This is a genomic window from Piscinibacter sp. PDB1-1, from assembly GCF_056675995.1.
In genome coordinates this window covers 1-25,629 of sequence record NZ_JBWVZJ010000003.1, presented here as the reverse complement: position 1 = coordinate 25,629, position 25,629 = coordinate 1, and the positions used below count along the sequence as shown (strand labels likewise).

The following is a 25,629-nucleotide window of genomic DNA, read 5'->3' as shown; positions in this document are numbered from 1 at the left end:
CCGCCTCTGCCCTAGGAGAGATGCTCATGTACCAGTCCCTCGAGTTCCCGCGCGCTGACAGTGCGGCAGCCGACGAGCTCTTGCGGCGCGTGCGCCCCGACACGCCGCTCTTCATGGCCAGCCCGGAGCACACGCTGCTCGCGGCCGAGTCGATGGGTGACGTGCCCGACGGCAATGCGCCGCTTGCTCAGCGTGCGCAGAACGCCTTGAAGCGCGCGGCAGAGCAGGGCGCGCCCGCGCCAACCATCGTGGGTGCCGTGCCGTTCGACACCGCCGTGCCTGCTGCCCTGCACATCGCACCGTGGATCCGCCGCGCCGACCCGTTGTGCGTTTCGCTGCAGCCGGCGGGCCGCGCACGCCTGGCCTGCACTGCACGCGAGGTGCCCGAGGGCGCGGGCTATGCCGCGGCCGTGGCCGAAGCCTTGCGCCGCATCCGCCGCGGTGAGCTCGACAAGGTGGTCCTCGCGCGCACGCTGGAGTTGCAATGCGAACAGGCGGTCGACCTGCCGGCCTTGCTCGCAGGCCTGGGCGGGCGCAACCCGTTGGGCTACACGTTCTCCGCCTCGCTTGGCGCGGGGCGAACGCTCTTCGGCGCGAGCCCCGAGCTGCTGGTGCGCCGCCGAGGTGGCGTGCTGCACGCCAACCCCCTGGCCGGCTCGGTGCCGCGCTCGCGCGACCCGGAAGAAGACCGCCGCCGCGCGCACGCGCTGCTCGAATCGCCGAAGGACCTGCAGGAGCACCGCTTCGTCGTCGACGCCGTGGCCGCCGCCCTGCGCCCGCTGTGCCCGCGCCTTTCGGTGCCGGCGCGGCCCTCGCTGCTGCACACGCCGGCCATGTGGCACCTCTCGACGGAAATCACCGGTGCCACGCAGGCCGATGCGCTCACGCTTGCGCTCGCGCTGCATCCGACGCCGGCAGTGTGCGGATTCCCCCGCGGCCAGGCGCACGAACTGATCAACGAACTCGAGCCTTTCGAGCGCGGCCACTACGCTGGCGCATTCGGATGGACCGATGCGCAGGGCGATGGTGAATGGGTGGTATCGATCCGTTGCGCCGAACTGCAGGGCCGCCACATGCGCCTCTTTGCCGGCGCCGGCATCGTGGCCGACTCGACACCCGACGCCGAGCTGGCCGAGACCGCGGCCAAGCTGCGCACCATGCTCGACGCGCTAGGCCTGTCGCATCACCTCGTGGCGGGTGCACCAACCGAGGTTGCGGGCTGATGCGGGCGCATGGCACACCGTGGCCGGTGGCGGATGCTGAACGCTACCGCGCGCTCGGTTACTGGCAGGGTCAGTCTTTCGCGGGCTTCCTGAGCGAGATCGCCGAGCGCCACCGGGAGCGCCTCGCACTGGTGGCGGGTGACGTGCGTTGGACCTACGCGCAGCTCGAACACGAAGCGCTGCGCACGGCACGCCGATTCGTGGCGCTGGGCATCCGGGCCGGTGACCGCGTGGTGGTTCAGTTGCCCAACTGCGCCGAGTTCGTGTCGGTGATCTCTGGGCTGTGGCGCATCGGTGCCTTGCCGGTGTTCGCGTTGCCGGCGCATCGTCGGCTGGAGATCAGCTACTTCTGCCAGCATGCCGAGGCGGTGGCGTACATCACGACCGGTGTGCATGCCGGTTTCGATCACCGTGATCTGGCGACGCAGGTGAAGGCCGAGGCTGCGAGCCTGCGCCATGTGCTGATCGTGGGCGAGCCTGGGCCCCATCTGGCGCTCCATGCGCTGGCAGAAGCGGCGGTGCTACCCGAGCCACCCGGCGCTGAGGAGGTGGCCTTCCTGCAGCTCTCCGGTGGCAGCACCGGTACGCCCAAGCTCATCCCGCGTACCGCCGACGACTATCTCTACAGCGTGCGCGAGAGTGCCCGCATCTGCCAACTCTCCACCGAGACCGTGTCGCTGTGCGTGCTGCCTGCGGCGCACAACTTCGCGATGAGTTCACCCGGCACGCTCGGCGTGTTGCACGCCGGTGGCACGGTCGTCATGTCCGACAGTGCCGCCCCCGAGATCGCTTTTCCGTTGATTGCACGAGAGGGCGTCAACATGGTGGCGCTCGTGCCGCCGCTGGTGCCGGTGTGGCTCGCGGCCGCGGCCACGCGCCGCGAGGAGCTCGCCACACTGCGCGTGGTGCAGGTGGGCGGCGCGCGCTTCGACGACACGCTCGCCAAGCGCATCGAGCCCGAACTTGGCGCGCGCCTGCAACAGGTGTTCGGCATGGCCGAGGGCCTGGTCAATTACACGCGGCACGACGACCCGGCCGAACTCGTGATGCACACGCAAGGCCGGCCGATCTCGCCGGCTGACGAGATCCGCATCGTGGATGAAGACGACCTTCCGGTGCCTCCTGGCGAGGTGGGGCAGTTGCTGACGCGCGGGCCGTACACGATCCGCGGCTACTACAAGGCCGAGGCGCACAACGCGCGTGCGTTCACGCCGGACGGCTTCTACCGCACGGGCGACTGCGTGCGCCAGTTGCCGAGCGGCCATCTGGTGGTGGAAGGGCGCATCAAGGATCAGATCAACCGCGGCGGCGAGAAGGTGCCCGCCGAGGAGATCGAACACCTGCTGATGGCGCACACCGACGTCGTCGATGCCGCACTCGTCGCGATGCCGTGCGAGCACCTGGGCGAACGCAGTTGCGCCTTCGTGATCCGCCGCAACCCCGGCCTGCGCGTTCCTGCGCTGATGCAGTTCGTTCGCGCGCAGGGCGTGGCCGCCTTCAAGGTGCCCGACCGCATCGAGTTCGTCGATCACCTGCCCAAGACGGCAGTCGGGAAGATCGACAAGAAGCTGCTTCGCGCGCGCATCGCCGAGACGCTGGCCACCGCCTGACCCGTTGTTCACGCTGTCATCGCACCGGGCGCGCCAGGCCCGGTGGCCGACTGCTTTCCAAACAAGGTTCCAAGCAAAAGGGAGCACAAGACCATGAGCATTCCACGCATCTCCTCGTACGCGATGCCCAGGCAGTTGCCCGCAGGGCGTGTCGATTGGCAGCTCGAGAGCCGCCATGCCGCGCTGCTGGTGCACGACATGCAGGACTACTTTCTCGACTTCTACGACCGCGCCGCAGCCCCCGTGCCGCAGCTGATCGCCAACACCCGTCGGCTGATCGCCATGGCGCGCGAGAAGGGCATGCCTATCTTCTACACGGCGCAGCCCCCGCAGCAAAGCGCCGCCGAGCGCGGCCTGCTCAACGCGATGTGGGGCCCGGGTGTTACCGCCCGGCCCGATTCGGCCACGGTATGCGCCGAACTCGCCCCGCGCGAGGGCGATGTGGTGCTCACCAAGTGGCGCTACAGCGCCTTTCAGCGCAGCGATTTCGAGACCCGCCTGCGCGAGGCCGGGCGCGACCAGTTGGTGATCTGCGGCGTCTACGCCCATATCGGCTGCCTCATGAGCGCCTGCGAAGCCTTCATGAAGGACATCCAGCCCTTCGTGGTGGCCGATGCACTGGCCGACTTCTCCGAAGACGAACACCAGATGGCGCTCGACTACGTGGCCCAGCGCTGCGGCCGCGTGGTGTGGACCGACGATCTGGCCGGCGCGGCTGTCGCTGAGGCTGCGTCTGCGTCCGCATGTGCATCTACCAAGACTGCCACCCAAGGCAGCCGCCTCCCCGCATCGCTCACTGCGCTGATCGACGAGATCTCGCGCAGCCTGAAGCTCGCGCCCGGCGAACTGGCCGAGCACGATGCGTTGCTCGATTGGGGGCTTGATTCGATCCGCCTCATGTCATTCGTCGAGAGCTGGCGCGCTGCCGGCCGCGATGTCAACTTCGTCCAGCTCGCCCAGGCGCCCAGCCCTGCGGCGTGGTGGGCCGTACTCGAAACCGCACCCGCGCTGCCGCGCTGATGCCCGACCGGATCACCAACCCATGCCCGCCAGTTCTTCCGCCGTCACCGTTCCGCAAGCAGAACGCGTGCTCTTCAAGATGTGCAAGCACTTTGCGATCAAGGTCCCGGTGGACTTCGACAGCGAGAAGGCCGACATCGACTTCCGCTTCGGACGTTGCCGCATCCAGCGTGCCAGCGACACGCTGAGCATTCAGTGCGAGGCCGAGAGTGCCGAACTGCTGCAACGCGTGCAGTACGTGATCGACGAACACCTCGCCCTGATGGCCCGCGACAAGGGCCTGGCCGTCGCGTGGGCACCCGCCTGAGGAGCACGCCATGCAGATTCAAGCCACGCAGGTGCCGCGCCTGCGCACGACCACCGCGCAATATGGCATCTGGGTTGCGCAGCAGGTCGATCCCGGCAGCCCCGGTTACCTGACGGCCGAGAGCATCGAGTTCTCCGGTGCGCTCGATGCCGAACTCCTGCGCCGCGTGGCCGCCGAGGTGCTCGGGCGCTGCCACACGCTGCACATGCGCTTCGAGTGGGACGCCGACACCCTGTGGCAACACCCGCAGCCACCCACCGTCGAGGTGCCGCTGATCGACTTCAGCACCGAGCCCGACGCCCCCGAGGCGGCCGATGCCTGGATGCAGGCCTCGCTCGCCCAGGCCTGCGACGTGACTTCGCAGGCGCTGTACCGCAGCGCCTTGCTCAAGACCGCCGCCGACCACCATGCCTGGTACCTGCAGGTGCATCACATTGCGCTCGATGGCTTTGGCTACAGCCTCGTGCAGCAGGCGGTGGCGCAGCGCTACAACGCGTTGGTGGCTGGTCGCACGCCGCCGCCATTGCCCGAGTGGCAGCTCGACGGGGTGATCGAGGCCGAAGCGGCGTACAAGCGCAACGGCGGCATCGAGGCCGACCGCGCGTTCTGGCGCGAGCACCTGCGCCATGTGCCCGCGCCCGCGCAGATCACCCCAGCGCAGGAGCCGAGTGACACGCCCCTGCGCCATGCGATCGAGATCCCGCCGGCGCAGGTGGCTGCGCTTCACGCCGCTGCGCAGGTAGCGGGCAGTGACTGGGCCGCCTGGATGCTGGCTGCCACCGGGCTGTGGTTCGCGCAGCAGTCGGGCCAGCGCGCGCTGTGCTTCGGCATCCCGGTGATGAACCGGCTGGGCACGCCCGCGCTCGGCGTGCCATGCATGGCGATGAACATCGTGCCGTTCTCCGTGCGCCTGCGGCCCGAGGCCACGCTGCGCGAGTCGGCCGCCGAGGCCTCGGCGCAGCTGCGCGCCATCCGGCCGCATCTGTTCTACCGCTACGGCTGGATCCGTGGCGACCTGGGCCTGCTGCAAAGCGGCAAGTTCCTGTTCAACCAGGCGGTCAACCTGATGCCCTTCGAGCGCCACGTGGCGTTTGCCGGTGTGGATAGCGCCCCCAGGGCCGAGCTTGCGCCCAGCCCGCCCCCCGAGGGGGTCAAGGAACTTGGGGCGGCCCGGCGTTCCCTTGAAAGCCGCATGCGAGGCCTGGCCGGCGGGCCGGTCAAGGACCTCAACTTCACTCTGGTGGTGGAGCAAGGCGTATGGCGCCTCACGCTAGAGGCCAACCCGCAGGCCTACAGCGCCGAGCGCGTGCAGGTGCTGGCCGAGGGCTTCCGCAGCCTGCTCGACGAACTCGCGCAGGCCGCGCCCGATACGCCGCTCGCGCGGTGGATGGGCGGCATGCCCGAGCCCTCGGTCTGCCTGGGTGAGCCGCTCAACGACGCTCCTGCTGGTGGCGCAATGGCGCTGCTGCGCCAAGCCGCTGAGGCGGCGCCGGGGCACAGCGCCATCGAATGGCAGGGCGGTCGACTCACCTACGCGGGTCTCATCTCGCGCACGTCGCGCCTGGCCGCGCAGTTGTCGACGCAAGGCGTCGCACCGGGCGATACGGTGGCTGTACTGCTGCCGCGCTCGGTCGATGCAATCGTGGCGGCCCTGGCCGTGTTGTGGGTGGGTGCCGTCTACGCACCCATCGACGCTGGCGGCCCGTCGCTTCGGAGCAAGGCACTGCTGGCCAGCCTGCGCCCGCGGATCGTGCTGAGCGCCCAGCCTTGGCTCGTGCCGGCTGAAGCCTGGCCGGTCTTGCGCACCGATGAGCCGCATCAAGGCGATGCTGCACCCGTGCCCTGCCACGAACCCGAGGGCGACGAGCCGGCGTACCTGCTTCACACCTCCGGTTCTACTGGCACGCCCAAGGCCGTGCAGGTGGGGCAGGGCGCGCTGGCGCAGTTCGTGGCCAGCACGCGAAGCCTGTACCGCATCACGCCGGCAGACCGCGTGCTGCAATTCGCGCCGCTGCACTTCGATGCGAGCCTGGAGGAGATCTTCACCACGCTGTGCCACGGCGCCACGCTGGTGCTGCGCGACGACGCCATGCTCGACTCGGCCGAGACCTTCGCGGCCGAGGCCGAACGCCTGCGCGTCACGGTGCTCGACCTGCCCACCGCCTACTGGCACGCCCTCACACACGGGCTCGATGCAGATTCGGGCCATCGCCTGCGAGGAGTGCGGCTGGTGATCGTGGGCGGCGAGGCGGTGCTGGCCGAGCGCGCCACGCGCTGGGCCGAGCTGCTGCCGCAGGCCGAACTGCTCAACACCTACGGCCCGACCGAAACCACCATCATTGCCACCACCGCCGCGTTGAGCGGCGGGCAGGCCGTGTGGCGCGCTGGCGAACCGGTGCCCATCGGCCGGCCCCGGCCCGGTCTGCAGGTGCGCGTGGCCGACGAGCGCCTCTACCCGGTGCCAGCGGGCCGCTCCGGTGAATTGCTCATCAGCGGCCCGGCACTCGCGCTCGGCTACCGTGGCGACGAGGGGCTCACGGCACAGCGTTTCGTCACGCTGCCCGACAGCGGCGAGCGCGCCTACCGCACCGGCGACCTGGCGCAGTTGAGCGACGGGCAGCTGCGCTTCATCGGTCGCATCGACCGCGAGATCAAGATCAGCGGCCTGCGCATCGACCCGCTGGAGATCGAGAACGCGCTGCTGGCCGTGCCCGAGGTGAAAGAAGCCGCGGTGCTGCCGCGCCGCCATGCAGGCGATGTGTGCACGCTTGAGGCCTACGTGGTCGGCACGGCCGAGCCTGCCGACTTGCGCGCGGCCTTGCTGCAAAGCCTTCCTTCTCCCGCCGTGCCCGACCAATGGCACGTGCTGGCCGAATTGCCGCGCAACGCCAACGGCAAGATCGACCGTGCTGCCCTGGCCTCGCTGCGGCCCATCGCACCGGCCGGTGACTACGCGCAAAAGGGGTCGGCCGACCCGATCGAGCAGGCCGTGATGCAGGCGTGGCGTGATGTGCTGGGCGAGCTGCCGCTCGCGCCGGCCTCCAACTTCTTCGACCTGGGCGGCAAGTCGCTGCAGGCAATCCAGGTGGCGAGCCGGCTGGCACAGACGCTTCAGCGCGATGTGGCGGTATCGCTCCTGTTCCGACACGCCACGGTGCAGGCGTTCGCCCGCGCGCTCGAAGCGCCGGCCGCACACCGCCCACCAGGCCAGCAGGACCCGTTCGCGCCGCTGCTGAACATCCAGCACGGCCAGCCGGCGGCGCCGCAGGTCTTCTGCCTGCACCCGGCCGAGGGGCTCGCCTGGAGCTACTTGCGCCTGGCGCGGCATCTGCCCGACGTGACACTGCTCGGCCTGCAGATGGACGTGATCGAGTCGGCCACGGCCACGAGCTTCGACGATCTGGCCGACGCCTATGTGCGGCGCGTACTGGCCCTGCAGCCCCGCGGGCCGTACCACCTGCTGGGCTGGTCTCTCGGTGGCTCCTACGCGCAGGCCATTGCGGCGCGCTTGCAGGCGCGGGGCGCCGAAGTGGCGTGCCTGGCCTTGCTCGATTGCTACCCCGCCGAGGCGTGGTCGGCGCACCCGGTGCCTGTGCGTGAAGACGCGTTGCGTACGCTGCTGGGCGTCAATGGCGAGTTCGACACCACCGGTGTCGCGGCCGACGCGCTCACGCAGCGGCTGCTTCGCGCTGGCAGTCCATTTGCCGGGCTCGGTGCAGACCGCCTCGCGCAATGGTCCGGTGAATCACTGCGCCACGCGCAGCTGTTCCGGCGCAGCAGCACGCCGCGCTTTACCGGCCGCACCGTGTTCTACCGCGCGGCGCGCAACCCCTCGCACATGCCCAGGCCTGAGGCCTGGCAGGCCCATGTGCCCGGCTTCGAGGCGCTGGTGGAGGTCGATTGCACGCACGACGGCATGTCCGACCCACGGCCCATGGCGCAGATCGGCGCCGATCTGGCACGGCGGCTGGGCACAGCCAAGGGGCACTCCGCATGACGCGCGCCGACTTTCCGCAGGGTGTGGCCCTGGTCTCGGGTGCGGCCCAGGGCATCGGCGCTGCCGTCGCGCTCGGGCTCGCACGTTGCGGTGTGCGCGTGGCGGCGCTCGATGTGCAGGCGGGCGCTCTCAAGGTGCTGGCCTCGGGCGCCGAAGCGGCGGGACTGTCCGTCCAGCCGGTGGTGGCCGATGTGTCGCGCGCCGCGGAGGTACGCGCTGCGGTCGAGGACGTCGAAGCGAGCCTTGGCCCCATCGGCATGCTCGCCAACGTGGCCGGCGTGCTGCGGCTGGGGTCGTCCTTCGACCTGTCGGAAGACGACTGGCTGCATTGCTTCGCAGTCAACACGCATGGGGTGTTCCACCTCTCGCGGGCCGTGGCGGCGCGAATGAAGGCGCGAGGCGCGGGCAGCATCGTCACCGTAGGCTCCAACGCGGCGTCGGTGCCGCGGGTTCAGATGTCGGCGTATGCGGCTTCCAAGGCGGCCTCGCACCAGTTCACCCGATGCCTCGCGCTGGAGCTCGCCCCGCACGGCGTGCGCTGCAACATCGTCGCGCCGGGTTCGACCGACACACCGATGCAGCGGCAACTCTGGACCGACGACCATGCCGCCGAGCGTGTGCTGCACGGGTCGCTGGAGAGCTTTCGCAACGGCATCCCGCTCGGGCGCATCGCCCAGCCGGCCGACGTGGCCGAGGCGGTGCTCTTCCTGCTGTCCAACGCGGCCCGCCACATCACGATGCACACCCTGCTCGTGGACGGCGGCGCCACGCTGGGCGTGTGACCCCCGTTCTCTTCCTGACTGACCCGATCGATATGAGCACGACTGCCATCGACGCCGCGCACAGCGCCCCATCCACCGCCGTACCCACCCAGCGGCAGATGACGCCGCTGATGGCGGCGAACTTTGCGGCGCTGGCCTCCAACTACGCCTTCATCGCACTGGTGGGGGCGCTGGCCACCGTGCTCAGCCTGAAGGCCTGGCACCTCGGCGCCATCATCGGTGTGGTGGGGCTGTTGTGGATGGCCAGCACCGGCCGCTGGGCGGGCAGCGCGCAGCGCGTCGGGCACGCGAGCGCGCTGCGGCACGCCTTGCTGGGCATTGCGGCAAGCTTTGCGCTGCTGGCCGGCTACGTGCATTGGGCGTTGGCGCAAGAGGCGCTGCCATCGGCCGCACTCAGCTTTGCGCTGCTGCTCGCCACCCGAGCGGCGGCTGGCGCCTGCACCGCGGGGGTGCCGGTGCTGTCCATCGGCTGGATCGCATCGCGCACGGCGCCGTCGTCGCGCGCAGCGGTCATGGCCCGCTACGGCGCCGCCGGTGCCGTGGGCATGGTGATCGCGCCGCCCGCCGTGGGCTGGATGAGCCATCTCGGCCTGCCGCTCACGCTGTGGCTGGTGGCCTTGCTGCCGCTGGTGCCCTTGCTGCTCTTGAGCACGCGGGGTCCGCTGGAAAAGGGCGCCGCTTTGGCCGGGTCGGCACCGCCACCGAAGCGGGGTGCGTTGCCGATCACCGACCCGCGCATCCGCCGCCCCTGGCTGAGCGCGCTCGCGCTGTACAGCGTGGTCATCATTGCCAACGTGTGCATCGGCTTCCTGCTGATCGAGCGCATGCGCCTGTCGCCAGCCGAGGCGGCCGCGGCTGCAGGCACGGCGCTCGGTGCGGCAGGGCTGGCGCTGATGCTGTCGCAAACCGTGGTGTCGCGATTGCCGTCCGTCCAGCCTTTCCACTGGCTGCGCTCCGGGGCGGTGCTGGCTGCGCTCGGTTTCGGCTCGGTGCTCTTCATCACCGAGCCCTGGATGGTGGCGCTGAGCTTCTTCGTCGCCGGCTGCGGCATGGGCCTCAACTTCCCGTCGATCGCCGCGCTCGCCGCCAACAGCGTCGAAGCACCGGAGCAGGGCGCCTGTGCCGCGGCCATGGGCAAGGCGCAAGGCGCGAGCATGGTGATCGCACCGATCGTTGGCGCAGCGCTCTACGAACTCGACACGGGCCTGCCCTTCGTGCTGATGGTGGCCCTGCTCGGGCTCGTGCTGGTGGGGGCTTGTGTCAACCGCAGGGCGTAGTTCAAGGCTCAGCCGGGCCAGCGCAGCGGGTTAGGGCAACGCTGAACAAGTCCCTCGCGAACGGCGCATCCTCGTTTTGGGCGGTCTGCGGCGTTGCAAATGCTCGCGATACCTGCGGGTATCGCTGTGCTTTGCGCCTTGCAGCCCATCCCAAACCGAGGCGCGCCGCCTCGCGGGGACTTATTCAGCGTTGCCTTAGCGCCTGGCCCAGAAGCTGCGCTGCAGTTCGACCACCTCGGGCACGATCTCGGGCACTGGCCCGATCAGCTCGACCGGCTTCTGGCAGTGGTCGAACACGTAGCGCGAGGGCACGCTCATCGTCGGGTTCTCGGCATGGTTGCCGGTCTCGCGCAAGAGCATCTCTTCGGTCATGCCGAACACCACGCGTCCGATATTGGCCCAGTAGGCCGTGCCTGCGCACATGCAACACGGCTCGACCGAGGTGTACAGCGTGCAGCCCCACAGCATCTCGGGCGTGAAGTTGGTGGCGGCCACCCGGGCCAGCGTCGATTCGGCGTGGTTGACCGTGTCGATGTTGCATTGCTCCAGCAGCACGGTCTCGTTGTCCGGGCCGACAAGGATGGCGCCGAAAGGGTGGTGACCCAGCCCAACGGCGCGACGGGCGACTTCGTTCGAGCGCCGCAGGTGGCGCACGATCTGCTCCAGCGTGGGCGACGGCCCGCGCGGCGGGAGGGGGTTGGGGGTCATGCGTGTTCCTTCATTGGCCGGCGGGCGGCTCCCACAGCTCGACCTTGTTGCCCTCGGGGTCGATGACCCAGGCGAACTTGCCGAACTCCGAATCGTCGATCTTGTCGAGCACGTCGCAGCCTTCGGCCTTGAGCACGGCGGCCAGGGCGCGCACGTCGGCGACTCGGTAATTGACCATGAACGGCGGCTTGCCCGGCGCGAACGAATCGCCGTCTTCGGGGCTCACCGACCAGATGGTCGTGCCGCCCGTGGGTCGGCCGTCTGCGTCAGCCCAACTGAAGGCCGTGCCGCCCCAGGGCTGTACGTCGATGCCGAGGTGGCGCTGGTACCAGGCCTGCAGGGCGGGCGCGTCCTGGGCCTTGAAGAAGATGCCGCCGATGCCGGTGACTCGCTTCATTCACATCCCCTCTCAAGAGCCGGCTTTGGGCCGGGAGCAATAGTGGTCGAAGTTCTCCATGGTGTTGGCGAAATCCTGCTTCATCGCCACCTCCCACGGCCGCTCGCACTGGTTGGTGCGGGCGCACCAGCGGTATCCCGCCGAGCCGATGCAGCCGTTCGCGTCGCGGTCGGAGCCGGTGGCCGTGCTCGTCGACGAGCATGACACCAGCAGCGGAAGGAAGCACGAGATTACGCAGAGGGTCGTTCGCAGGTTCTTTCTCACGGTGTCACCTTTCTTGCGCGCGGCTGGAGTGCGCGAGCGGCCATGCTAGGGGGCGTTCAATCCGCTGGCAACAGCAGCGCCTGCTGCTCCTGCGCCGTCTCGCGCAGCAGCGACCAGATGGCCTCGATGCGCGGCTGGTGCCGCAGCTCAACCGGCGTCGACATCCAGAAGGTGCGTGTGAACCGCGCCTGCTCCGGCAGCACGCGCACGAGCGTCGGGTCGCCGTCGGCCAGGAACGAGGGCAGCACGGCCAGCCCGGCGCCTGCGGTGACGGCACGGTACTGCGCGAACACGCTGGTGCTGCGCAGCGTGAAGCGCTCCGGCGCGTGCAGCTCCTGGAGAAGTTGCAGCTCCTTGCTGAACAAGAGGTCGTCCACATAGGCGACGAACGCGTGCGGTTGCAAGTCAGCCGGCGTGTGGATGTCGGGGTGGTTGGCGAGGTACTGCCGCGAGGCGTACAAGCGCAAGGTGTAGTCGGTGAGCTTCACCACCGAGAGCGGCCCGCGGGCCGGGCGTTCGAGCGAGATCACGATGTCTGCCTCGCGGCGCGAGAGGTTCACGAGCCGCGGCAGGGCCAGCAGGTCCATCACCAGCGAAGGGTGCTCCTGCGCAAACCGGGCGATCGCCGGGGCCACGATCAGGGTGCCGAAACCTTCGGTCGCACCGATGCGCACGGTGCCCGAGAGGCCCGTGGGCGAGCGCTCGGCGGCGGTCTCGATGTCCTGGAATGCGGCGGCCATGGCCTCCACCCGCGGCAGAAGCTGCCGGCCGGCCTCGGTGAGCCGGTGACCCGAGGGCTCGCGCACGAAGAGCGGCGTGCCGAGCTGCTTCTCGAGCGCCTGGATGCGGCGCGCCACCGTGGTGTGGTCCACCCCCAGGCCGCGCGCGGCGCTGAGCAGCGTGCCGCAGCGAGACACTTCGAGAAAGTGGCGCAAGTGGTCCCAGTCCATGGGGGTTCTCCGGGGGGTGTGCGTTTTTGCAAGGCCTGCCTGCGGTTTTGGCCATTGTGTGAGCAAATCTGCACAGCTAGGATCGTCCATCGCCCCCCGGCCACAGAAGGAGCATCACCATGCCTGCCACCCCCACCGTCAAGCTGCTGATCGGCGGCAAGTTCGTCGAATCCACCACCACCGAATGGCGCGACGTGACCAACCCCGCCACGCAACAGGTGCTGGCCCGGGTGCCGTTCGCCACGCCGGCGGAGGTGAATGCGGCTGTCGCCTCGGCCAAGGAGGCGTTCAAGACCTGGCGCAAGACGCCCATCGGCACGCGCGCACGCATCTTCCTGAAGTACCAGCAGCTCATCCGCGACAACATGGCCGAGCTGGCCGCCATCCTCACCGCCGAGCAGGGCAAGACGCTGCCCGATGCCGAGGGCGATGTGTTCCGCGGGCTCGAAGTGGTGGAGCACGCCGCCGCCATCGGCAACCTGCAGCTCGGCGAGCTGGCCAACAACGTGGCGAGCGGCGTCGATACCTACACCGTGATGCAGCCGCTGGGCGTGTGCGCCGGCATCACGCCGTTCAACTTCCCCGCGATGATCCCGCTGTGGATGTTCCCGATGGCGATCGTCACCGGCAATACCTTCGTGCTCAAGCCTTCGGAGCAGGACCCGATGGTCACCATGCTCCTGTGCGAGCTGGCGCTGGAGGCGGGCATCCCGGCCGGTGTGCTCAACGTGGTGCACGGCGGCGAGGCGGTGGTCAACGCGATCTGCGACCACGCCGACATCAAGGCGATCAGCTTCGTCGGCTCGACCAAGGTCGGCACGCACGTCTACAACCGCGCCTCGCTCGCCGGCAAGCGCGTGCAATGCATGATGGGTGCGAAGAACCACGCCATCGTGATGCCCGACGCCAACAAGGAGCAGACGCTCAACGCGCTGGCCGGCGCGAGCTTCGGTGCGGCCGGCCAGCGCTGCATGGCCGTCTCGGTGGCGGTGCTGGTGGGCGAGGCGCGCAACTGGGTGCCTGATCTGGTCGCCAAGGCCAAGACCCTCAAGGTGGGCGCCGGCACCGAGAAGGGCGTGGACGTAGGCCCGCTGGTCTCGTGCGCCGCGCTCGACCGCGTGAGCACGCTCATCGACCGTGGCGTGGCCGATGGCGCCACGCTCGCGCTCGATGGCCGCAAGCCCACCGTGCCCGGCTTCGAGAAGGGCAACTTCGTCGGCCCGACGATCTTCAGCCACGTGAAGCCCGGCATGACGATCTATGACCAGGAGATCTTCGGCCCGGTGCTGTGCCTGGCCGATGCCGAGACGCTCGACGACGCGATCGCGATGATCAACGCCAACCCCAACGGCAACGGCACGGCGATCTTCACGCAATCGGGCGCGGCGGCGCGCCGCTTCCAGGAAGACATCGACGTGGGGCAGGTGGGCATCAACGTGCCCATCCCGGTGCCGGTGCCGATGTTCTCGTTCACCGGCTCGCGCGCCTCCAAGCTCGGCGACCTCGGCCCCTACGGCAAGCAGGTGGTGCTGTTCTACACGCAGACCAAGACCGTCACGGCGCGCTGGTTCGATGACGACACCGTCTCGCATGGCGTCAACACCACCATCAGCCTCAAGTAAAACGAGCGCATGGACTTTGAACTGTCGGAAGAACAGCGGGCCTTTGCGCACACGGCGCGCGAGTTTGCGCTGAGCGAGCTCGCGCCGCACGCGGCCGAGTGGGATCGGAACTCGGTGTTCCCCAAGGCCGCCATCGCCAAGGCCGGCGAGCTGGGCTTCTGCGGCCTGTACTCGCCCGAATCGATCGGCGGGCTGGCGCTGCCGAGGCTCGATGCGACGCTGGTGTTCGAGGAGCTGGCGGCGGTGGACCCTTCCACCACCGCCTTCATCACCATCCACAACATGGCGACCTGGATGCTCGGCACCTGGGGCACGCCGGCCGTGCGCGAGCACTGGGGTGCGGATCTCACCACCGGCCGCAAGCTCGCTTCGTACTGTCTCACCGAGCCAGGCGCCGGCTCGGATGCCGCCGCGCTGAAGACGCGCGCCGAGCGCAGCGCCGAGGGCTGGGTGATCAACGGCGGCAAGGCCTTCATCTCCGGCGCCGGCAGCACCGACGTGCTGGTCGTCATGGCGCGCAGCGGCGGCGCCGGCGCGAACGGCGTCTCGGCCTTCGTGGTGCCGGCAGATGCGCCGGGCGTGAGCTACGGCAAGAACGAAGACAAGATGGGCTGGCACAGCCAGCCCACGCGCACGGTGTCGTTCGACAACGTGGTGATCCCCGCCGACCACTTGCTGGGCTCGGAGGGCGAGGGCTTTCGCATCGCGATGAAGGGGCTCGACGGCGGGCGCATCAACATCGCCACCTGCTCGGTGGGCGCGGCGCAGGGCGCGCTCGACCACGCACGCCGCTACCTGCACGAACGCCAGCAGTTCGGAAAGCCGCTCGCCACGTTGCAGGCGCTGCAGTTCAAGCTGGCCGACATGGCGACCGAACTCGTCGCCGCACGACAGATGGTGCGGCTGGCCGCAGCCAAGCTCGACGGCGGCTCGCCCGACGCATCGACCTACTGCGCCATGGCCAAGCGCTTTGCCACCGATGCGGGCTTTGCCGTCTGCAACGACGCGCTGCAACTGCACGGCGGCTACGGCTACCTGAGCGAGTTCCCTCTGGAGCGGCTGCTGCGCGACACCCGTGTGCACCAGATCCTCGAAGGCACCAACGAAATCATGCGCGTGATCGTGTCGCGCCGCGTCCTGCAAGACGACGCGGGCGATGCGATCCGCTGAACGGCACTCTCCAACGAACACATGAGCGACAACTCCCCGGTTCTCTTCACCCGCATCCCCACGGCCGATGGCCGCGCCTTCGGCCGCGCCACGCTCAACGTGCCGGGCAGCCTCAATGCGCTCTCGCTGCCGATGGTCGAGCTGCTCGATCCGCAGCTCGCCGCCTGGGCAGCCGATGACGCCATCGTTGGCGTGGTGCTCGACGCCGCCGGCGACAAGGCCTTCTGCGCCGGTGGCGACGTGGTCGGCTTGCACCACGCCATCCGCGCCACACCCAAGGGTCAGATCGTGCAGGAGGCGGCCGATTTCTTCGAGCGCGAGTACCGGCTCGACCACCGCATCCATTGCTACCCCAAGCCGCTCCTCTGCTGGGGCCACGGCATCGTGATGGGCGGCGGCATCGGCCTCATGGCCGGCGCCAGCCACCGCGTCGTTACGCCGCGCACGCGCATGGCCATGCCGGAGATTGGCATCGGCCTCTACCCGGACGTGGGCGGCAGCTGGCTACTGCCGCGTCTGCCGGGAAAGGCGGGGCTCTTTCTCGCACTGACGGCTGCACCGCTCAACGCCGCCGATGCGCTCTACGCCGGCATGGCCGACGTGGCGCTGCGCCATGAAGACCGCGATGCGGTGCTCGCCGCCATCTCGCGCAGCAGCTGGAAAGGCGAGCGCGAAGCCGACGCCGCTCAGCTGACGCAACTGCTGGCCGAGCACGCGGTGGGCGTCGAGCTGCCCGCGTCCCTGTTGCGCGCGCACCAGGCGCGCATCGACTCGCTGCTGCCAGGCGATCGCCTCATCGACATGGCCCCCGGCCTCGTCGCGCTGGCTGGGGATGCCGACCCCTGGCTTGCCCATGCAGGCACCGCCTTCACCAGAGGCTCGCCCACCTCGGCCGCGCTCGGTTTCGAGCTGCAGAAGCGCACGAGCGGCATGCCGCTCGCCGATGTCTTCCGCCTCGAATGGCAGGCCTCGGTGGGCTGCTGCATGCACCACGACTTTGCCGAAGGCGTGCGCGCCTTGCTGGTCGACAAGGACAAGTCGCCGCGCTGGCAACCCGCCACCCTGGCCGAGGTGACGCCCGAGCTGATCGAAGCGCACCTGAAGGCACCGCACACCGGCCGCCACCCGCTGGCCGATCTCGCCTGAATCAAACAACCACGGAGACACACCATGACAGACGCAACGCGCGTGGCCTTCATCGGCCTGGGCAACATGGGCAGCCCGATGGCCATCAACCTGCACAAGGCGGGCTTTGTGGTGAGCGCCTTTGACCTCGCGGCCGGCGCGGTCGCGATGGTGAAGGACAAAGGCGTGCCGATCGCTGCCTCTGCGGGCGCGGCAGTGGAGGGCGCGCAGGTGGTGATCTCCATGCTGCCGGCCAGCAAGCACGTGGAAGGGCTGTACCTGGGCGAGAGCGGCCTGCTGCCCAAGCTGGCGGCCGGCACGCTCGTCATCGACTGCAGCACCATCGCACCGGCCTCGGCGCAGAAGGTCGCGCAGGCGGCCGCGGCACGCGGCGTGGCCATGCTCGATGCGCCCGTCTCCGGCGGCACGGCCGGCGCCGCAGCCGGCACGCTCACCTTCATCGTGGGCGGTGACGCGGCCCACCTGGAGCGCGCCCGCCCGGTGCTGCAGGCCATGGGCAAGAACATCTTCCACATGGGCGCAGCCGGTGCGGGGCAGGTGGCCAAGCTGTGCAACAACATGGCGCTCGGCGTCATCATGGCCGTGACCGGCGAGGCCATCGCGCTGGGCGTGTCCCACGGGCTCGACGCGAAGGTGCTCTCACAGATGATGGCCGTAAGCACCAGCCGCAGCTGGGCCACCGAGGTCTGCAACCCCTGGCCCGGCGTGCTGGAGAACGCACCGGCCACTCGCGGCTACACCGGTGGGTTCGGCAACGACCTGATGCTCAAAGACCTGGGCCTCGCCGTGGAAGCTGCGATGGGCGTGGGCGCCACGATCCCGCTGGGTGAGCTGGCGCGCAACCTCTACGCGCTCAACAAGCAGGCCGGGCGCGGCGGGCTGGATTTCTCGAGCGTGGTGAAACTGGTGTCGCCGCCGGCATGAGGACGCGACGGCAGCGCCGAGAGACGCTCGTACATCTAGAACTGATCGAAGGGGCTGAGCACCCCGCGACCGCCGCGGTTGAGCACGTGCGTATAGATCATGGTGGTCTTGACGTCGCTGTGGCCGAGAAGCTCCTGCACCGTGCGGATGTCGTAGCCGGCTTGCAGCATGTGCGTGGCGAACGAGTGCCGCAACACATGCGGTGAGCAGGGCTTGACGATCTGAGCGCGCCGCGCGGCACCCGCCACGGCCTTCTGGACCGAGGCCTCGTGAAGGTGATGGCGCCGCTCCTCGCCATCGCGCGGGTCGATCGACAGTCGCGCGCCCGGGAACACCCACTGCCATCCCCAGGCGCGATCGACCTGCGGGTACTTCACCGCCAGCGCATGCGGCAGCCAGACGGCGCCATACCCCGCGGCCAGATCGCGATCGTGCGTTGTCTTCGCGCGCGCCAGCTGCTCCTTCAGCGGCAAGATCAGGTTCTCGGGGAGCACGGTGGTGCGGTCTTTGCCACCCTTGCCGTCGCGAACAGTCAGTTCACGGCGCTCGAACTCGATGTCCTTGACCCGCAAACGCAGGCCCTCCATCAGCCGCAACCCAGTCCCGTACAGCAAGGCAGCCACCAGCCACCCCGTACCACTCAACTCGTGGAGGAGGGCGCGGACTTCGGATGGCGTCAACACCACCGGCAAGCGGTCGCGGCTCTTGGCGCCAACGATCTCATCGAGCCAGGGCAGCGTGACGCCAAGCACCTCTCGGTAAAGGAAGAGCAACGCCGACTTGGCCTGGTTCTGCGTGGAAGGCGCCACGCTGCGCTCGGTGGCCAGGTAAGTCAGGAACGCTTCAACGTGGCCGCCGCCCAGCGTGGTGGGGTGCTGCTTGCCATGGAAGAGGATGAAGCGGCGGATCCAGTCGACATAGACAGTCTCTGTGCGGATCGAATAATGCCGAAGACGAATGGCGTCCCGAACCTGATCGAGCAGCCGCCTCGGTTGTGGCGGATCGGATTCATCGCGGCGGTGATCGGCAGGTGAAGCGCCCTGGGTTACCGGCAGTGCCGCACGGCGCGCGGCAACTTTATGATCCCCACCGGCGGGCGCCGACTTGTATCGGGTCGGTCTGTTCATCCGCAGCAATTTAGGCGGCCTAAACCGCCGACACATCGCCTCGGAAGAGGGAATTTGAGTCCTGCCTATAGGGGCAACAAGGGGGAGCTAGATGGAGACAACGCCGGTGAATAGGTGGAATGCTGTTGGGTGGGCTAAACGGCCTATTTGACGTTAGGCCTCAAAGTTTCACCACGCGGTGTATGCCAAGTTTCTTTGATCTAGTACCAGACCGAATAATGTCGGTCGAAGCGTACGTTGACTCGATCACAAGCAAGATGCGGCGTCAAATGACGTCCGACCTGCTTTCCATTTCCGAAAGCGTCTTCCAGTCCATCAAAATTTCTTGGCGGTTGACGCACCAAATTCCAAGGCTTCGAATAGCGAAAAATCCCTTCCCTTCCGCAGAGGGGATGGACGGCCTCGTTGAAATCAGTACAGGCCTCATAGATCACTGTCTCGCGTTCAGGTATCCCTACCTGAATGAACTGTTGCCAGAGCGCCCTGGGTTCGAACGATTGAATCATCAGTTCATGCCTGGTTCGATGTTTGGCTGGGTGCTCGCCCACGAGTTCTTTCACATCGCCAGGTCTCACAACGAGGTGATCAGCGTCGTTGGCTCAGACTTATTGACACTCCGAGCCCTAGAACATGATGCTGATCTGTGCGCGGCAGCAGCTCTTTATCGTCAGTTCCAACTACGACATCAGCAGGCGCTCTCAGATCTCGAGCTTCGAGCTCTGACTTTCTTCTCGATTTACTGGCCTCTGCGCACACTAACAGCTCCTGGTAAACAGGTGACCCACTCTGATCTCACAGAGCGCCTGTGGCACATCCTCACGAAACTGTGCATTCTTTCCGAGGACGGCAAGGGCGTCCAAGAAGTCGATATCCACTTCACGGAACCTAGCTCAAAGGAAGCCCATTCGCTTCTTCTAAAACTACTGGTCGCTTGCGATAGGCATCCGCTAGTCAACGAGCTAGGAGTTCAGCCACTCGCTCCTGGACTGATTGAGTTAACAGAATCAGGTCGAGCTGGTGATGTGGTTGCAAGGTGGGGTGAGATTAAAGAGCATGTATCAAGAATCTCAGGAACGAGAACCTAGCGTGAGGCCTAACCCTTCCATCGAGAGGACTTGCCTCGGCAAGCCGGGGCAAGCCTCTCATGTCAAACGTTAGACGCCGTGTTACGCCCTTTCGCCTTGCAGCAGTTCCTACGAGAGTTCTTCGAGGCGCTTCGGTACGAAGTGAGAAGGTTCTTTGGCTACCCTCGGCCTCTCGAAGTGCTGGAGGAATCTCCGCGCCGCCTGGTCGTTGAAGCCGGCCGAGGAAAGCTAATCGTCGACAAAGACAAAAACTCAATCCAGCTGCATGGCCGCGCGATCTCGCCAGTACGCGCCGTCACGGCAATTGAAGTTCGCCACACTCAAAACGGCGACGGGCCAGAAATCTGGAAACTTAGTCTTGTCTTGCTACGTGAGCGAAAGGTAGAAGTAGCTCGCCTCTTCGATGACACTGAGGCATCCATCCTCGGCGCAAAGTTGGCCAGGCTTACGGAGAAGCAAGTTGTTGTCGCTCGGTAGAGTTCAGCCGTTACGTCAGCCGAGTATTCACAGGCCAACGGCGTCTAACCCTTCCATCGAGAGGACCCGCCCCGGCAAGCCGGGTCGGGCCTCTCATGTCAAACGTTAGGCGCCGAAATGCCCGCTCTCTCTGTATTCGTAGATGACGAATTGGCAGTCACCGTCAACTGCGACAAGTTCGACGTAATGTCAGTCCGCGTGTCCGGCACGCGCGTAGAGGAAGAATTTGCGTCGCTAGGTGTTTCTGGCGGCGCATATCCTGAGGCCGGCGAATCAGCAAGCCTTACTTGGGTCAATGAAGTGCCGCTAGAGCCCGGCCAAACTGTTCGCGTTCAGTTCTTAGAAAACGCCGCGTCAACCGCGCCCGGAAAGACAATTGAAGAGCTGTTTCCGGGAGAAGAGCCAAGCGAAGAATTCGATTTCACTCCAACAGAGCAGATGTTCGAAGAGCTCCGGGCAAAACCGAAACAACGAAACGGTTGGTCGTTCGAATACCAATCACCCGAAGGCCAAAAGACGGTTGCAAACACAACTCCAGCAGAGCACGGCTTTGGTTTTACCGTTCTATGGAACTCTCATCGCCCATCACGTGCTAGTGTTTCCTTGCACAGCTACACCATAGACAGCCTCCAACGCAGGGAGCCGGGAAATGATCATGCGCGTGAATACCTGCAATTCAGTCAGTCCGTTGTCATCCGTGTCGGCGCCTAACCCGTCATTGCAGCGGACTGCCTTCGGCAGCCGCTGAACTCCAACGTTAGGCGCTTGCGGAGCGAGAGCGGTGTCCATCGAATACACGGTTGCTCTTTCACCTTTCGAAGAAGGTCTGTTCCTGGTCGTATCGCGCTTGAGTGAACTGGCCTTCGGAGAGCCAATTAACGACATTCGCTGGCGCTTAGAGAACATGCCGTGCCCGAGTGTCATCTGCGCTCATACGACCAGTCAGCTGGTTGGCTTTAAGGCTGGTTATGCAATGAGCCAATCCAAGTACTACAGCTGGCTGGGTGGCGTGCATCCAAGTTCACAGCGGCAAGGGGTCGCGTCTCGTCTCATGGAGCTACAGCACAGGTTTCTTGGCGAGCAGGGGTTCAAGGTCATCGAAACAGCCGCAGACGAGGACAACATTGCCATGTCCCAAGCCAATCTGAAGCACGGCTTTGCTATCTGCGGTCTCCGAAACGAACCGCACCGCGTGCAAGTGCTCTATTCCAAGGCGCTGCTCGGTGCTACAAGCGCCTAACCCTTCCATCGAGAGGACGTCGCCCGGCAAGCCGGGCGCCGCCTCTCATGTCAAACGTTAGGCCTCACATGAAGCTTTTCGTGACTGCACTTCTCTTCTCCCTCGGAGCGTCAGCTATGGCTCAAGGCTTGTTTCTTGAATCACACAACGAGATATCGAAGCGAATCGCAGTATTCGAAGATGACGAGCGAGTTGCCTATCTCTATCTAACGAAGGCTGGAACACAGCAACCGGAAAGAGATGCAATCGCATATTCCCGCATCAATCCAATAGGTCGAGTTGAGTGGGAAGCCATCAAAAAGACAGGCGGCACACCACTGCTGCTGAAGGAACTTGCAAGCGAGACCGCCGTCGTCGAGAAGCCAGCCGAAACGGAGTTTTCATTCAAATGGTCACGCGACGGCAATGCCGTCGCGCTACTGCGCAACGGTGTGCCAGTCGCGTTCACTTCCGCGGCAGAGAAGTTTGGCTATTCGAAGGCAGTGGCTAAAGCCAGCCCACTCGCAAACACTTGGGATCAAGCCAAGTACGAGTCCGTATTCCCAAAGTGAGGCCTAACCCTTCCATCGAGAGGACTCGCCCCGGCAAGCCGGGTCGAGCCTCTCATGTCAAACGTTAGGCGTCTCAAATGTTCCCGCGAGTTCTGTTTGTTGATCAAGAGAAGTCACTGGAGCTGAACTGGTTCGGCTTGGGTGCGTTGCAAGTTCGGTACAGGCAAGGCGGCGTGCGGCGAGCTCATCCCGTACAGAAGCAAGTGTTTCTTCGTCTGCTTCAGCTATTCGCGTCCCTTGGTCAACCCGTCCACCCTTCAAATCCGAAGTGCTCCCGCCTAATGAAGGAATTCAGTGACTTGCTTGGGCAATCGCCGAATAGTCTTGCTTGGCAAGTCATGTACAGCGCGAATCCTGAAGAAGTCGCGAAGAGCTTCGCGGAAGACAGCTGAAATGGCGGTGCAAATGCAGACGCCTAACCCTTCCATCGAGAGGACGTCACAAGGGCTGCGCCCTTGCGCCGCCTCTCATGTCAAACGTTAGGCGTCGCGGGAGAGAATGCCGATCATGCAAATCCGAGAAGCCACAACGCAAGACCTCGCGCTTGTCGCAATGCTCGTCAGCGAATCAAACAAAGACGTCGCATTGAAGTTCGGTTTGAATTCAGTCAACTGCCCAAAGCACCCGTCCTTCTGTACAGAAGCATGGGTAAAGGCAGACCTGGCACGCGGTGAGAGGTACTTCCTTTTGCAAGACGGAGAGAGCGTCATTGGTTGCGTCGCATACGAACGGCCAAATGAAGAGGTCGCTTACCTGAATCGACTGTCCGTTTTGCCGGCGCACCGAACCAAAGGAATGGGCACTCACCTGGTTAAGTTTGTTCTTGAGTTGGCTCGCTCAGCTTCGGCCAAGGCCGTCAGCATCGGCATCATTGGTGAGCACACAGACTTGCAACGCTGGTACGAAGATCTTGGCTTCAAGAGTGGCGAACTAAAGCGGTTTCCTCACCTGCCGTTTTCAGTCCGGTACATGGTCCATGTCGTCAGCGCCGCCTAACCCTTCCATCGAGAGGACGTCACAAGGGCTGCGCCCTTGCGCCGCCTCTCATGTCAAACGTTAGGCGTTTGAAATGCAGCCTGTTGAAAGCCGTGCAGTGAATCAAGCAGCGAGCCACGCGGAGTCGTGCCGTGGCGAGTTCTTCGCGGGTTGCCATTCGGTGTCGTTCGCGCGGTGCTTCGCCAGCCTTCTGCCGTCCGCGCCCACCGGCGCGGGGTCAGTGGTGCCCAGTCATGCGAGCGCTGTTCGTGCGGGGTTCTGCGTTGGCCGTCCGTCCGCTGGCGGCCGGCGCACCGTCTGCGGCGTGCACGCGGGCGCCGCCATGCTTCGTAGTGGCGCCGCGCTGCGTGGCAACGCCACAAGCCGTCTCGTGGGGCAGTGCTTTCTCGGCAGAGCGGGGCGCTCGCGTTCCAGCCGGCCGAGTACGGCCTGCCTAACCCTGCGCTCTAGCGGACTGCCTCCGGCAGCCGCTAAGCACGAACGTTAGGCGCCTCGGGTCAGCACGGGTGATGTATGCGAAACAACGATTGGCTAATGTGGCCGCTAGCGGAGCAGGCGTTCGCCCTGACACTGCTTGTTTGCGTCGCGCCAGGTGTTTTGGCGTCGTGGGCCATAGCGCATGGTTGGGCACTCCCAGGAGTGCTTGTCGCCGCACTTTGGGTACTAGCGTTCGGGTGGCTCTTGCGCATCCTTCACGTTCGCCGGGCTGCACGACTGGCTATCACACTCCCATGCGTTGTTCTTCTGCTAGCAGCGGCGGCGCTAGTCTGAGGCTGGGTCCTCAGCGTGCAGCGCCTAACCCTTCCATCGAGCTGACGTGCCCCGGCAAGCCGGGTCGAGCCTCTCATGTCAAACGTTAGGCGTCTCAAATGTTCCCGCGAGTTCTGTTTGTTGATCAAGAGAAGTCACTGGAGCTGAACTGGTTCGGCTTGGGTGCGTTGCAAGTTCGGTACAGGCAAGGCGGCGTGCGGCGAGCTCATCCCGTACAGAAGCAAGTGTTTCTTCGTCTGCTTCAGCTATTCGCGTCCCTTGGTCAACCCGTCCACCCTTCAAATCCGAAGTGCTCCCGCCTAATGAAGGAATTCAGTGACTTGCTTGGGCAATCGCCGAATAGTCTTGCTTGGCAAGTCATGTACAGCGCGAATCCTGAAGAAGTCGCGAAGAGCTTCGCGGAAGACAGCTGAAATGGCGGTGCAAATGCAGACGCCTAACCCTTCCATCGAGAGGACGTCACAAGGGCTGCGCCCTTGCGCCGCCTCTCATGTCAAACGTTAGCCCTCACAGAAATGCTCGCCGAGTTTTCTTGTTGTCAGCGCTCTGCACTGCCATCTGGTGCTGCGCATCAACCGGCGCGGGCCGTCCGTCCGCTGGCGGCCGGCGCACGGTCTGTGGCGGGGCAAGAGGCACGGCCAGTCATGGTTCGTTGCATTGAGCTGCGAGCCATTGCCGCAAGCGGTCAAGTGGCGCCGCACGGTGAGGCGCGTGCAGCGCGTTCTGCTAGTCTGCTTTGCGATACGCCAAACCGGGTACGAAGGTTTGCTTCTGAGCTTGGCAGCCATAGTGGTGTCTTGGTTGGTCCTGCGCTGCATCGATGCGCAGTAAGCGCAGGCGAGCAGGCGAGGGCTAACCCTTCCATCGAGCTGACGTCCTCCGGCAGGCTTCGCCCGCCTACGGCCGCAGCTCATGTCAAACGTTAGGCGGCCACACAAAGTCGCACATTTCCTCCTGCCACTTCAACATGACCTCAACACTCGCTTGGCTCCTGCTCGCCCTTGGTATCGGGCATATCGGCTATGCCTTCGCAAAGTTTCGAGTTCCATTGCTCGAAGGGCTCTCCGCGGGTGTCGTTGGCAAATTCGGCTCTCCAGAAGTTAGGCGCACTGCGTTCTGGTTCACTATGTTTGGGCCGCTCCTCATGCTGGCAGGCCAGGTTGCCGCGCATGCAGCGGCAGTTGGCGATCTAAGTCTCTATCGCCTGGTCGGGCTGTACTTGCTTGTCGTATCAACTGTGGGCGTTCTGGTCATCCCGAAATCTCCCTTCTTGTTGGGGTTGCTCATCTCGGCACTCATCGTTGCTGCTGGCTACGGGTTCATATGAGAGTGTTTCAAGGTCAGCCGCCTAACCCTTCCATCGAGAGGACGTCGCCCGGCAAGCCGGGCGCCGCCTCTCATGTCAAACGTTAGGCGTCGCGGCTTGCGGAAGAGCCACATCAGAGAAGTGAACCCTCGTGAAACCCCTCGCCATCCTTGCGTAGTTGCCCGAAGTAACGCAGGGCAAATCACTCACTCAGAAGCGCAAATGTCAGACGAACAGACCTACTCAATCCAACTCCGCCTTCGCCGGATCACCGTCGAAGACGCTTACATCTCAGTGCCAATTACAGAGGCGCTGACAAAACAGCATGAGGATGGAACTCGCCGAGTCGATGGCGAAGCAGTCTTGGCCGCAGGCATGGAGCTCGGGAAAGGCCCAAGAGTTGAATGGCGAATCGAAGAACAGTCGATAGAGCCACACCCGCTTCAGGGCCCAAAGCCAGATGATCGTGTCAGTTTCGCCCCGGCGTTGCTTGGCGACGCCTAACCCTTCCATCGAGCTGACATGCCCCGGCAAGCCGGGTCATGCAGCTCATGTCAAACGTTAGGCGTACGAATGCAGCCTGTGGAAAGCCGTGCAGTGAATCAAGCAGCTAGCCACGCGGAGTCGTGCCGTGCTGAGTTCTTCGCGGGTTGCCACTCGGTGTTGTTCGCACAGTGCT

The 25,629-nt window shown here is 65.7% G+C and carries 22 protein-coding genes; 17 read left to right on the top strand and 5 right to left on the bottom strand.

Going from position 1 to position 25,629, the window contains the following annotated elements; translation table 11 throughout:
• Window positions 1-26 precede the first annotated feature (26 nt).
• From AC1KAR_RS16105 to AC1KAR_RS16075, 7 genes are all read left to right on the top strand, one after another.
• Window positions 27-1,223, top strand: a complete 1,197-nt coding sequence (locus AC1KAR_RS16105) for an isochorismate synthase (RefSeq protein ID WP_480319500.1) — start codon at window positions 27-29, stop codon at window positions 1,221-1,223.
• Complete coding sequence (locus AC1KAR_RS16100) at window positions 1,223-2,833, top strand: (2,3-dihydroxybenzoyl)adenylate synthase (protein WP_480319498.1); 1,611 nt, start codon at window positions 1,223-1,225, stop codon at window positions 2,831-2,833. Before AC1KAR_RS16105 ends, AC1KAR_RS16100 begins: the two co-directional genes overlap by 1 nt.
• Before the next feature lie 93 nt (window positions 2,834-2,926).
• Window positions 2,927-3,853, top strand: a complete 927-nt coding sequence (locus tag AC1KAR_RS16095; RefSeq protein ID WP_480319496.1) for an isochorismatase — start codon at window positions 2,927-2,929, stop codon at window positions 3,851-3,853.
• Between the two features lie 22 nt (window positions 3,854-3,875).
• Window positions 3,876-4,160, top strand: a complete 285-nt coding sequence (locus tag AC1KAR_RS16090; protein WP_480319494.1) for a DUF2218 domain-containing protein — start codon at window positions 3,876-3,878, stop codon at window positions 4,158-4,160.
• A 10-nt stretch (window positions 4,161-4,170) separates the two neighbouring features.
• Window positions 4,171-8,157, top strand: a complete 3,987-nt coding sequence (locus tag AC1KAR_RS16085) for an amino acid adenylation domain-containing protein (RefSeq protein ID WP_480319492.1) — start codon at window positions 4,171-4,173, stop codon at window positions 8,155-8,157.
• Window positions 8,154-8,939 (top strand): 2,3-dihydro-2,3-dihydroxybenzoate dehydrogenase, encoded by a 786-nt coding sequence (locus AC1KAR_RS16080; protein ID WP_480319490.1) that lies wholly within the window; start codon window positions 8,154-8,156, stop codon window positions 8,937-8,939. Before AC1KAR_RS16085 ends, AC1KAR_RS16080 begins: the two co-directional genes overlap by 4 nt.
• 32 nt (window positions 8,940-8,971) lie before the next feature.
• Entirely contained in the window at window positions 8,972-10,216 is a 1,245-nt protein-coding gene (locus AC1KAR_RS16075; RefSeq protein WP_480319488.1) for an MFS transporter, read from the top strand.
• A gap of 195 nt (window positions 10,217-10,411) precedes the next feature.
• Here AC1KAR_RS16075 and AC1KAR_RS16070 read toward each other — a convergent pair whose 3' ends face one another.
• The 4 genes from AC1KAR_RS16070 to AC1KAR_RS16055 are packed head-to-tail and all read right to left on the bottom strand — an operon-like array spanning window position 10,412 to window position 12,535.
• A complete protein-coding gene (locus AC1KAR_RS16070; protein WP_480319486.1) occupies window positions 10,412-10,924 on the bottom strand; it encodes a nucleoside deaminase in 513 nt (170 codons plus the stop codon).
• Between the two features lie 10 nt (window positions 10,925-10,934).
• A complete protein-coding gene (locus tag AC1KAR_RS16065; protein WP_480319485.1) occupies window positions 10,935-11,321 on the bottom strand; it encodes a VOC family protein in 387 nt (128 codons plus the stop codon).
• A gap of 12 nt (window positions 11,322-11,333) precedes the next feature.
• Window positions 11,334-11,585: a hypothetical protein gene (locus AC1KAR_RS16060; RefSeq protein ID WP_480319484.1), complete on the bottom strand. Its 252-nt coding sequence runs from the start codon at window positions 11,583-11,585 to the stop codon at window positions 11,334-11,336.
• Between the two features lie 56 nt (window positions 11,586-11,641).
• On the bottom strand, window positions 11,642-12,535 hold the full coding sequence (locus tag AC1KAR_RS16055; protein WP_480319482.1) for a LysR family transcriptional regulator: 894 nt from the start codon (window positions 12,533-12,535) through the stop codon (window positions 11,642-11,644).
• 119 nt (window positions 12,536-12,654) lie between these two features.
• On the opposite strand from AC1KAR_RS16055, the gene AC1KAR_RS16050 reads away from it, so the two are divergent.
• Genes AC1KAR_RS16050 through mmsB form a run of 4 tightly spaced genes read left to right on the top strand, consistent with a single transcriptional unit; the run spans window position 12,655 to window position 17,397 of the window.
• Complete coding sequence (locus AC1KAR_RS16050; RefSeq protein WP_480319481.1) at window positions 12,655-14,157, top strand: CoA-acylating methylmalonate-semialdehyde dehydrogenase; 1,503 nt, start codon at window positions 12,655-12,657, stop codon at window positions 14,155-14,157.
• Between the two features lie 9 nt (window positions 14,158-14,166).
• Window positions 14,167-15,327: an acyl-CoA dehydrogenase family protein gene (locus AC1KAR_RS16045; protein WP_480319479.1), complete on the top strand. Its 1,161-nt coding sequence runs from the start codon at window positions 14,167-14,169 to the stop codon at window positions 15,325-15,327.
• 21 nt (window positions 15,328-15,348) lie between these two features.
• The gene (locus tag AC1KAR_RS16040; protein WP_480319477.1) at window positions 15,349-16,473 is read left to right on the top strand and encodes an enoyl-CoA hydratase/isomerase family protein; all 1,125 of its coding nucleotides are present in this window, start codon (window positions 15,349-15,351) and stop codon (window positions 16,471-16,473) included.
• A gap of 24 nt (window positions 16,474-16,497) precedes the next feature.
• On the top strand, window positions 16,498-17,397 hold the full coding sequence (gene mmsB, locus AC1KAR_RS16035; protein WP_480319475.1) for a 3-hydroxyisobutyrate dehydrogenase: 900 nt from the start codon (window positions 16,498-16,500) through the stop codon (window positions 17,395-17,397).
• A 35-nt stretch (window positions 17,398-17,432) separates the two neighbouring features.
• Here mmsB and AC1KAR_RS16030 read toward each other — a convergent pair whose 3' ends face one another.
• Complete coding sequence (locus tag AC1KAR_RS16030; RefSeq protein ID WP_480319473.1) at window positions 17,433-18,524, bottom strand: integron integrase; 1,092 nt, start codon at window positions 18,522-18,524, stop codon at window positions 17,433-17,435.
• 269 nt (window positions 18,525-18,793) lie between these two features.
• Between AC1KAR_RS16030 and AC1KAR_RS16025 the strand changes: the two genes are divergently transcribed.
• The 6 genes from AC1KAR_RS16025 (at window position 18,794) to AC1KAR_RS16000 (ending at window position 24,971) form a co-directional block, all read left to right on the top strand.
• Complete coding sequence (locus AC1KAR_RS16025) at window positions 18,794-19,609, top strand: hypothetical protein (RefSeq protein WP_480319471.1); 816 nt, start codon at window positions 18,794-18,796, stop codon at window positions 19,607-19,609.
• A 594-nt stretch (window positions 19,610-20,203) separates the two neighbouring features.
• Window positions 20,204-20,797: a cupredoxin domain-containing protein gene (locus AC1KAR_RS16020; protein WP_480319469.1), complete on the top strand. Its 594-nt coding sequence runs from the start codon at window positions 20,204-20,206 to the stop codon at window positions 20,795-20,797.
• A gap of 70 nt (window positions 20,798-20,867) precedes the next feature.
• Window positions 20,868-21,326, top strand: a complete 459-nt coding sequence (locus AC1KAR_RS16015) for a GNAT family N-acetyltransferase (protein ID WP_480319467.1) — start codon at window positions 20,868-20,870, stop codon at window positions 21,324-21,326.
• Between the two features lie 68 nt (window positions 21,327-21,394).
• Complete coding sequence (locus tag AC1KAR_RS16010) at window positions 21,395-21,877, top strand: hypothetical protein (RefSeq protein ID WP_480319466.1); 483 nt, start codon at window positions 21,395-21,397, stop codon at window positions 21,875-21,877.
• A 507-nt stretch (window positions 21,878-22,384) separates the two neighbouring features.
• Window positions 22,385-22,873 carry a GNAT family N-acetyltransferase gene (locus tag AC1KAR_RS16005; RefSeq protein ID WP_480319465.1) on the top strand — a complete coding sequence of 163 codons (489 nt, stop codon included), beginning with the start codon at window positions 22,385-22,387 and terminating at the stop codon, window positions 22,871-22,873.
• Window positions 22,874-24,611: 1,738 nt separating this feature from the next.
• Entirely contained in the window at window positions 24,612-24,971 is a 360-nt protein-coding gene (locus tag AC1KAR_RS16000) for a DUF6463 family protein (protein ID WP_480319464.1), read from the top strand.
• Window positions 24,972-25,629 lie beyond the last annotated feature (658 nt).

Bases quoted from the DNA above. Each gene is read 5' to 3' on its own strand.
- AC1KAR_RS16105 (WP_480319500.1), top strand. From the start codon at position 27: ATGTACCAGTCCCTCGAGTTCCCGCGCGCTGACAGTGCGGCAGCCGAC.
- AC1KAR_RS16100 (WP_480319498.1), top strand. From the start codon at position 1,223: ATGCGGGCGCATGGCACACCGTGGCCGGTGGCGGATGCTGAACGCTAC.
- AC1KAR_RS16095 (WP_480319496.1), top strand. From the start codon at position 2,927: ATGAGCATTCCACGCATCTCCTCGTACGCGATGCCCAGGCAGTTGCCC.
- AC1KAR_RS16090 (WP_480319494.1), top strand. From the start codon at position 3,876: ATGCCCGCCAGTTCTTCCGCCGTCACCGTTCCGCAAGCAGAACGCGTG.
- AC1KAR_RS16085 (WP_480319492.1), top strand. From the start codon at position 4,171: ATGCAGATTCAAGCCACGCAGGTGCCGCGCCTGCGCACGACCACCGCG.
- AC1KAR_RS16080 (WP_480319490.1), top strand. From the start codon at position 8,154: ATGACGCGCGCCGACTTTCCGCAGGGTGTGGCCCTGGTCTCGGGTGCG.
- AC1KAR_RS16075 (WP_480319488.1), top strand. From the start codon at position 8,972: ATGAGCACGACTGCCATCGACGCCGCGCACAGCGCCCCATCCACCGCC.
- AC1KAR_RS16070 (WP_480319486.1), bottom strand. From the start codon at position 10,924: ATGACCCCCAACCCCCTCCCGCCGCGCGGGCCGTCGCCCACGCTGGAG.
- AC1KAR_RS16065 (WP_480319485.1), bottom strand. From the start codon at position 11,321: ATGAAGCGAGTCACCGGCATCGGCGGCATCTTCTTCAAGGCCCAGGAC.
- AC1KAR_RS16055 (WP_480319482.1), bottom strand. From the start codon at position 12,535: ATGGACTGGGACCACTTGCGCCACTTTCTCGAAGTGTCTCGCTGCGGC.
- AC1KAR_RS16050 (WP_480319481.1), top strand. From the start codon at position 12,655: ATGCCTGCCACCCCCACCGTCAAGCTGCTGATCGGCGGCAAGTTCGTC.
- AC1KAR_RS16045 (WP_480319479.1), top strand. From the start codon at position 14,167: ATGGACTTTGAACTGTCGGAAGAACAGCGGGCCTTTGCGCACACGGCG.
- AC1KAR_RS16040 (WP_480319477.1), top strand. From the start codon at position 15,349: ATGAGCGACAACTCCCCGGTTCTCTTCACCCGCATCCCCACGGCCGAT.
- mmsB (WP_480319475.1), top strand. From the start codon at position 16,498: ATGACAGACGCAACGCGCGTGGCCTTCATCGGCCTGGGCAACATGGGC.
- AC1KAR_RS16030 (WP_480319473.1), bottom strand. From the start codon at position 18,524: ATGAACAGACCGACCCGATACAAGTCGGCGCCCGCCGGTGGGGATCAT.
- AC1KAR_RS16025 (WP_480319471.1), top strand. From the start codon at position 18,794: ATGACGTCCGACCTGCTTTCCATTTCCGAAAGCGTCTTCCAGTCCATC.
- AC1KAR_RS16020 (WP_480319469.1), top strand. From the start codon at position 20,204: ATGCCCGCTCTCTCTGTATTCGTAGATGACGAATTGGCAGTCACCGTC.
- AC1KAR_RS16010 (WP_480319466.1), top strand. From the start codon at position 21,395: ATGAAGCTTTTCGTGACTGCACTTCTCTTCTCCCTCGGAGCGTCAGCT.
- AC1KAR_RS16005 (WP_480319465.1), top strand. From the start codon at position 22,385: ATGCAAATCCGAGAAGCCACAACGCAAGACCTCGCGCTTGTCGCAATG.
- AC1KAR_RS16000 (WP_480319464.1), top strand. From the start codon at position 24,612: ATGACCTCAACACTCGCTTGGCTCCTGCTCGCCCTTGGTATCGGGCAT.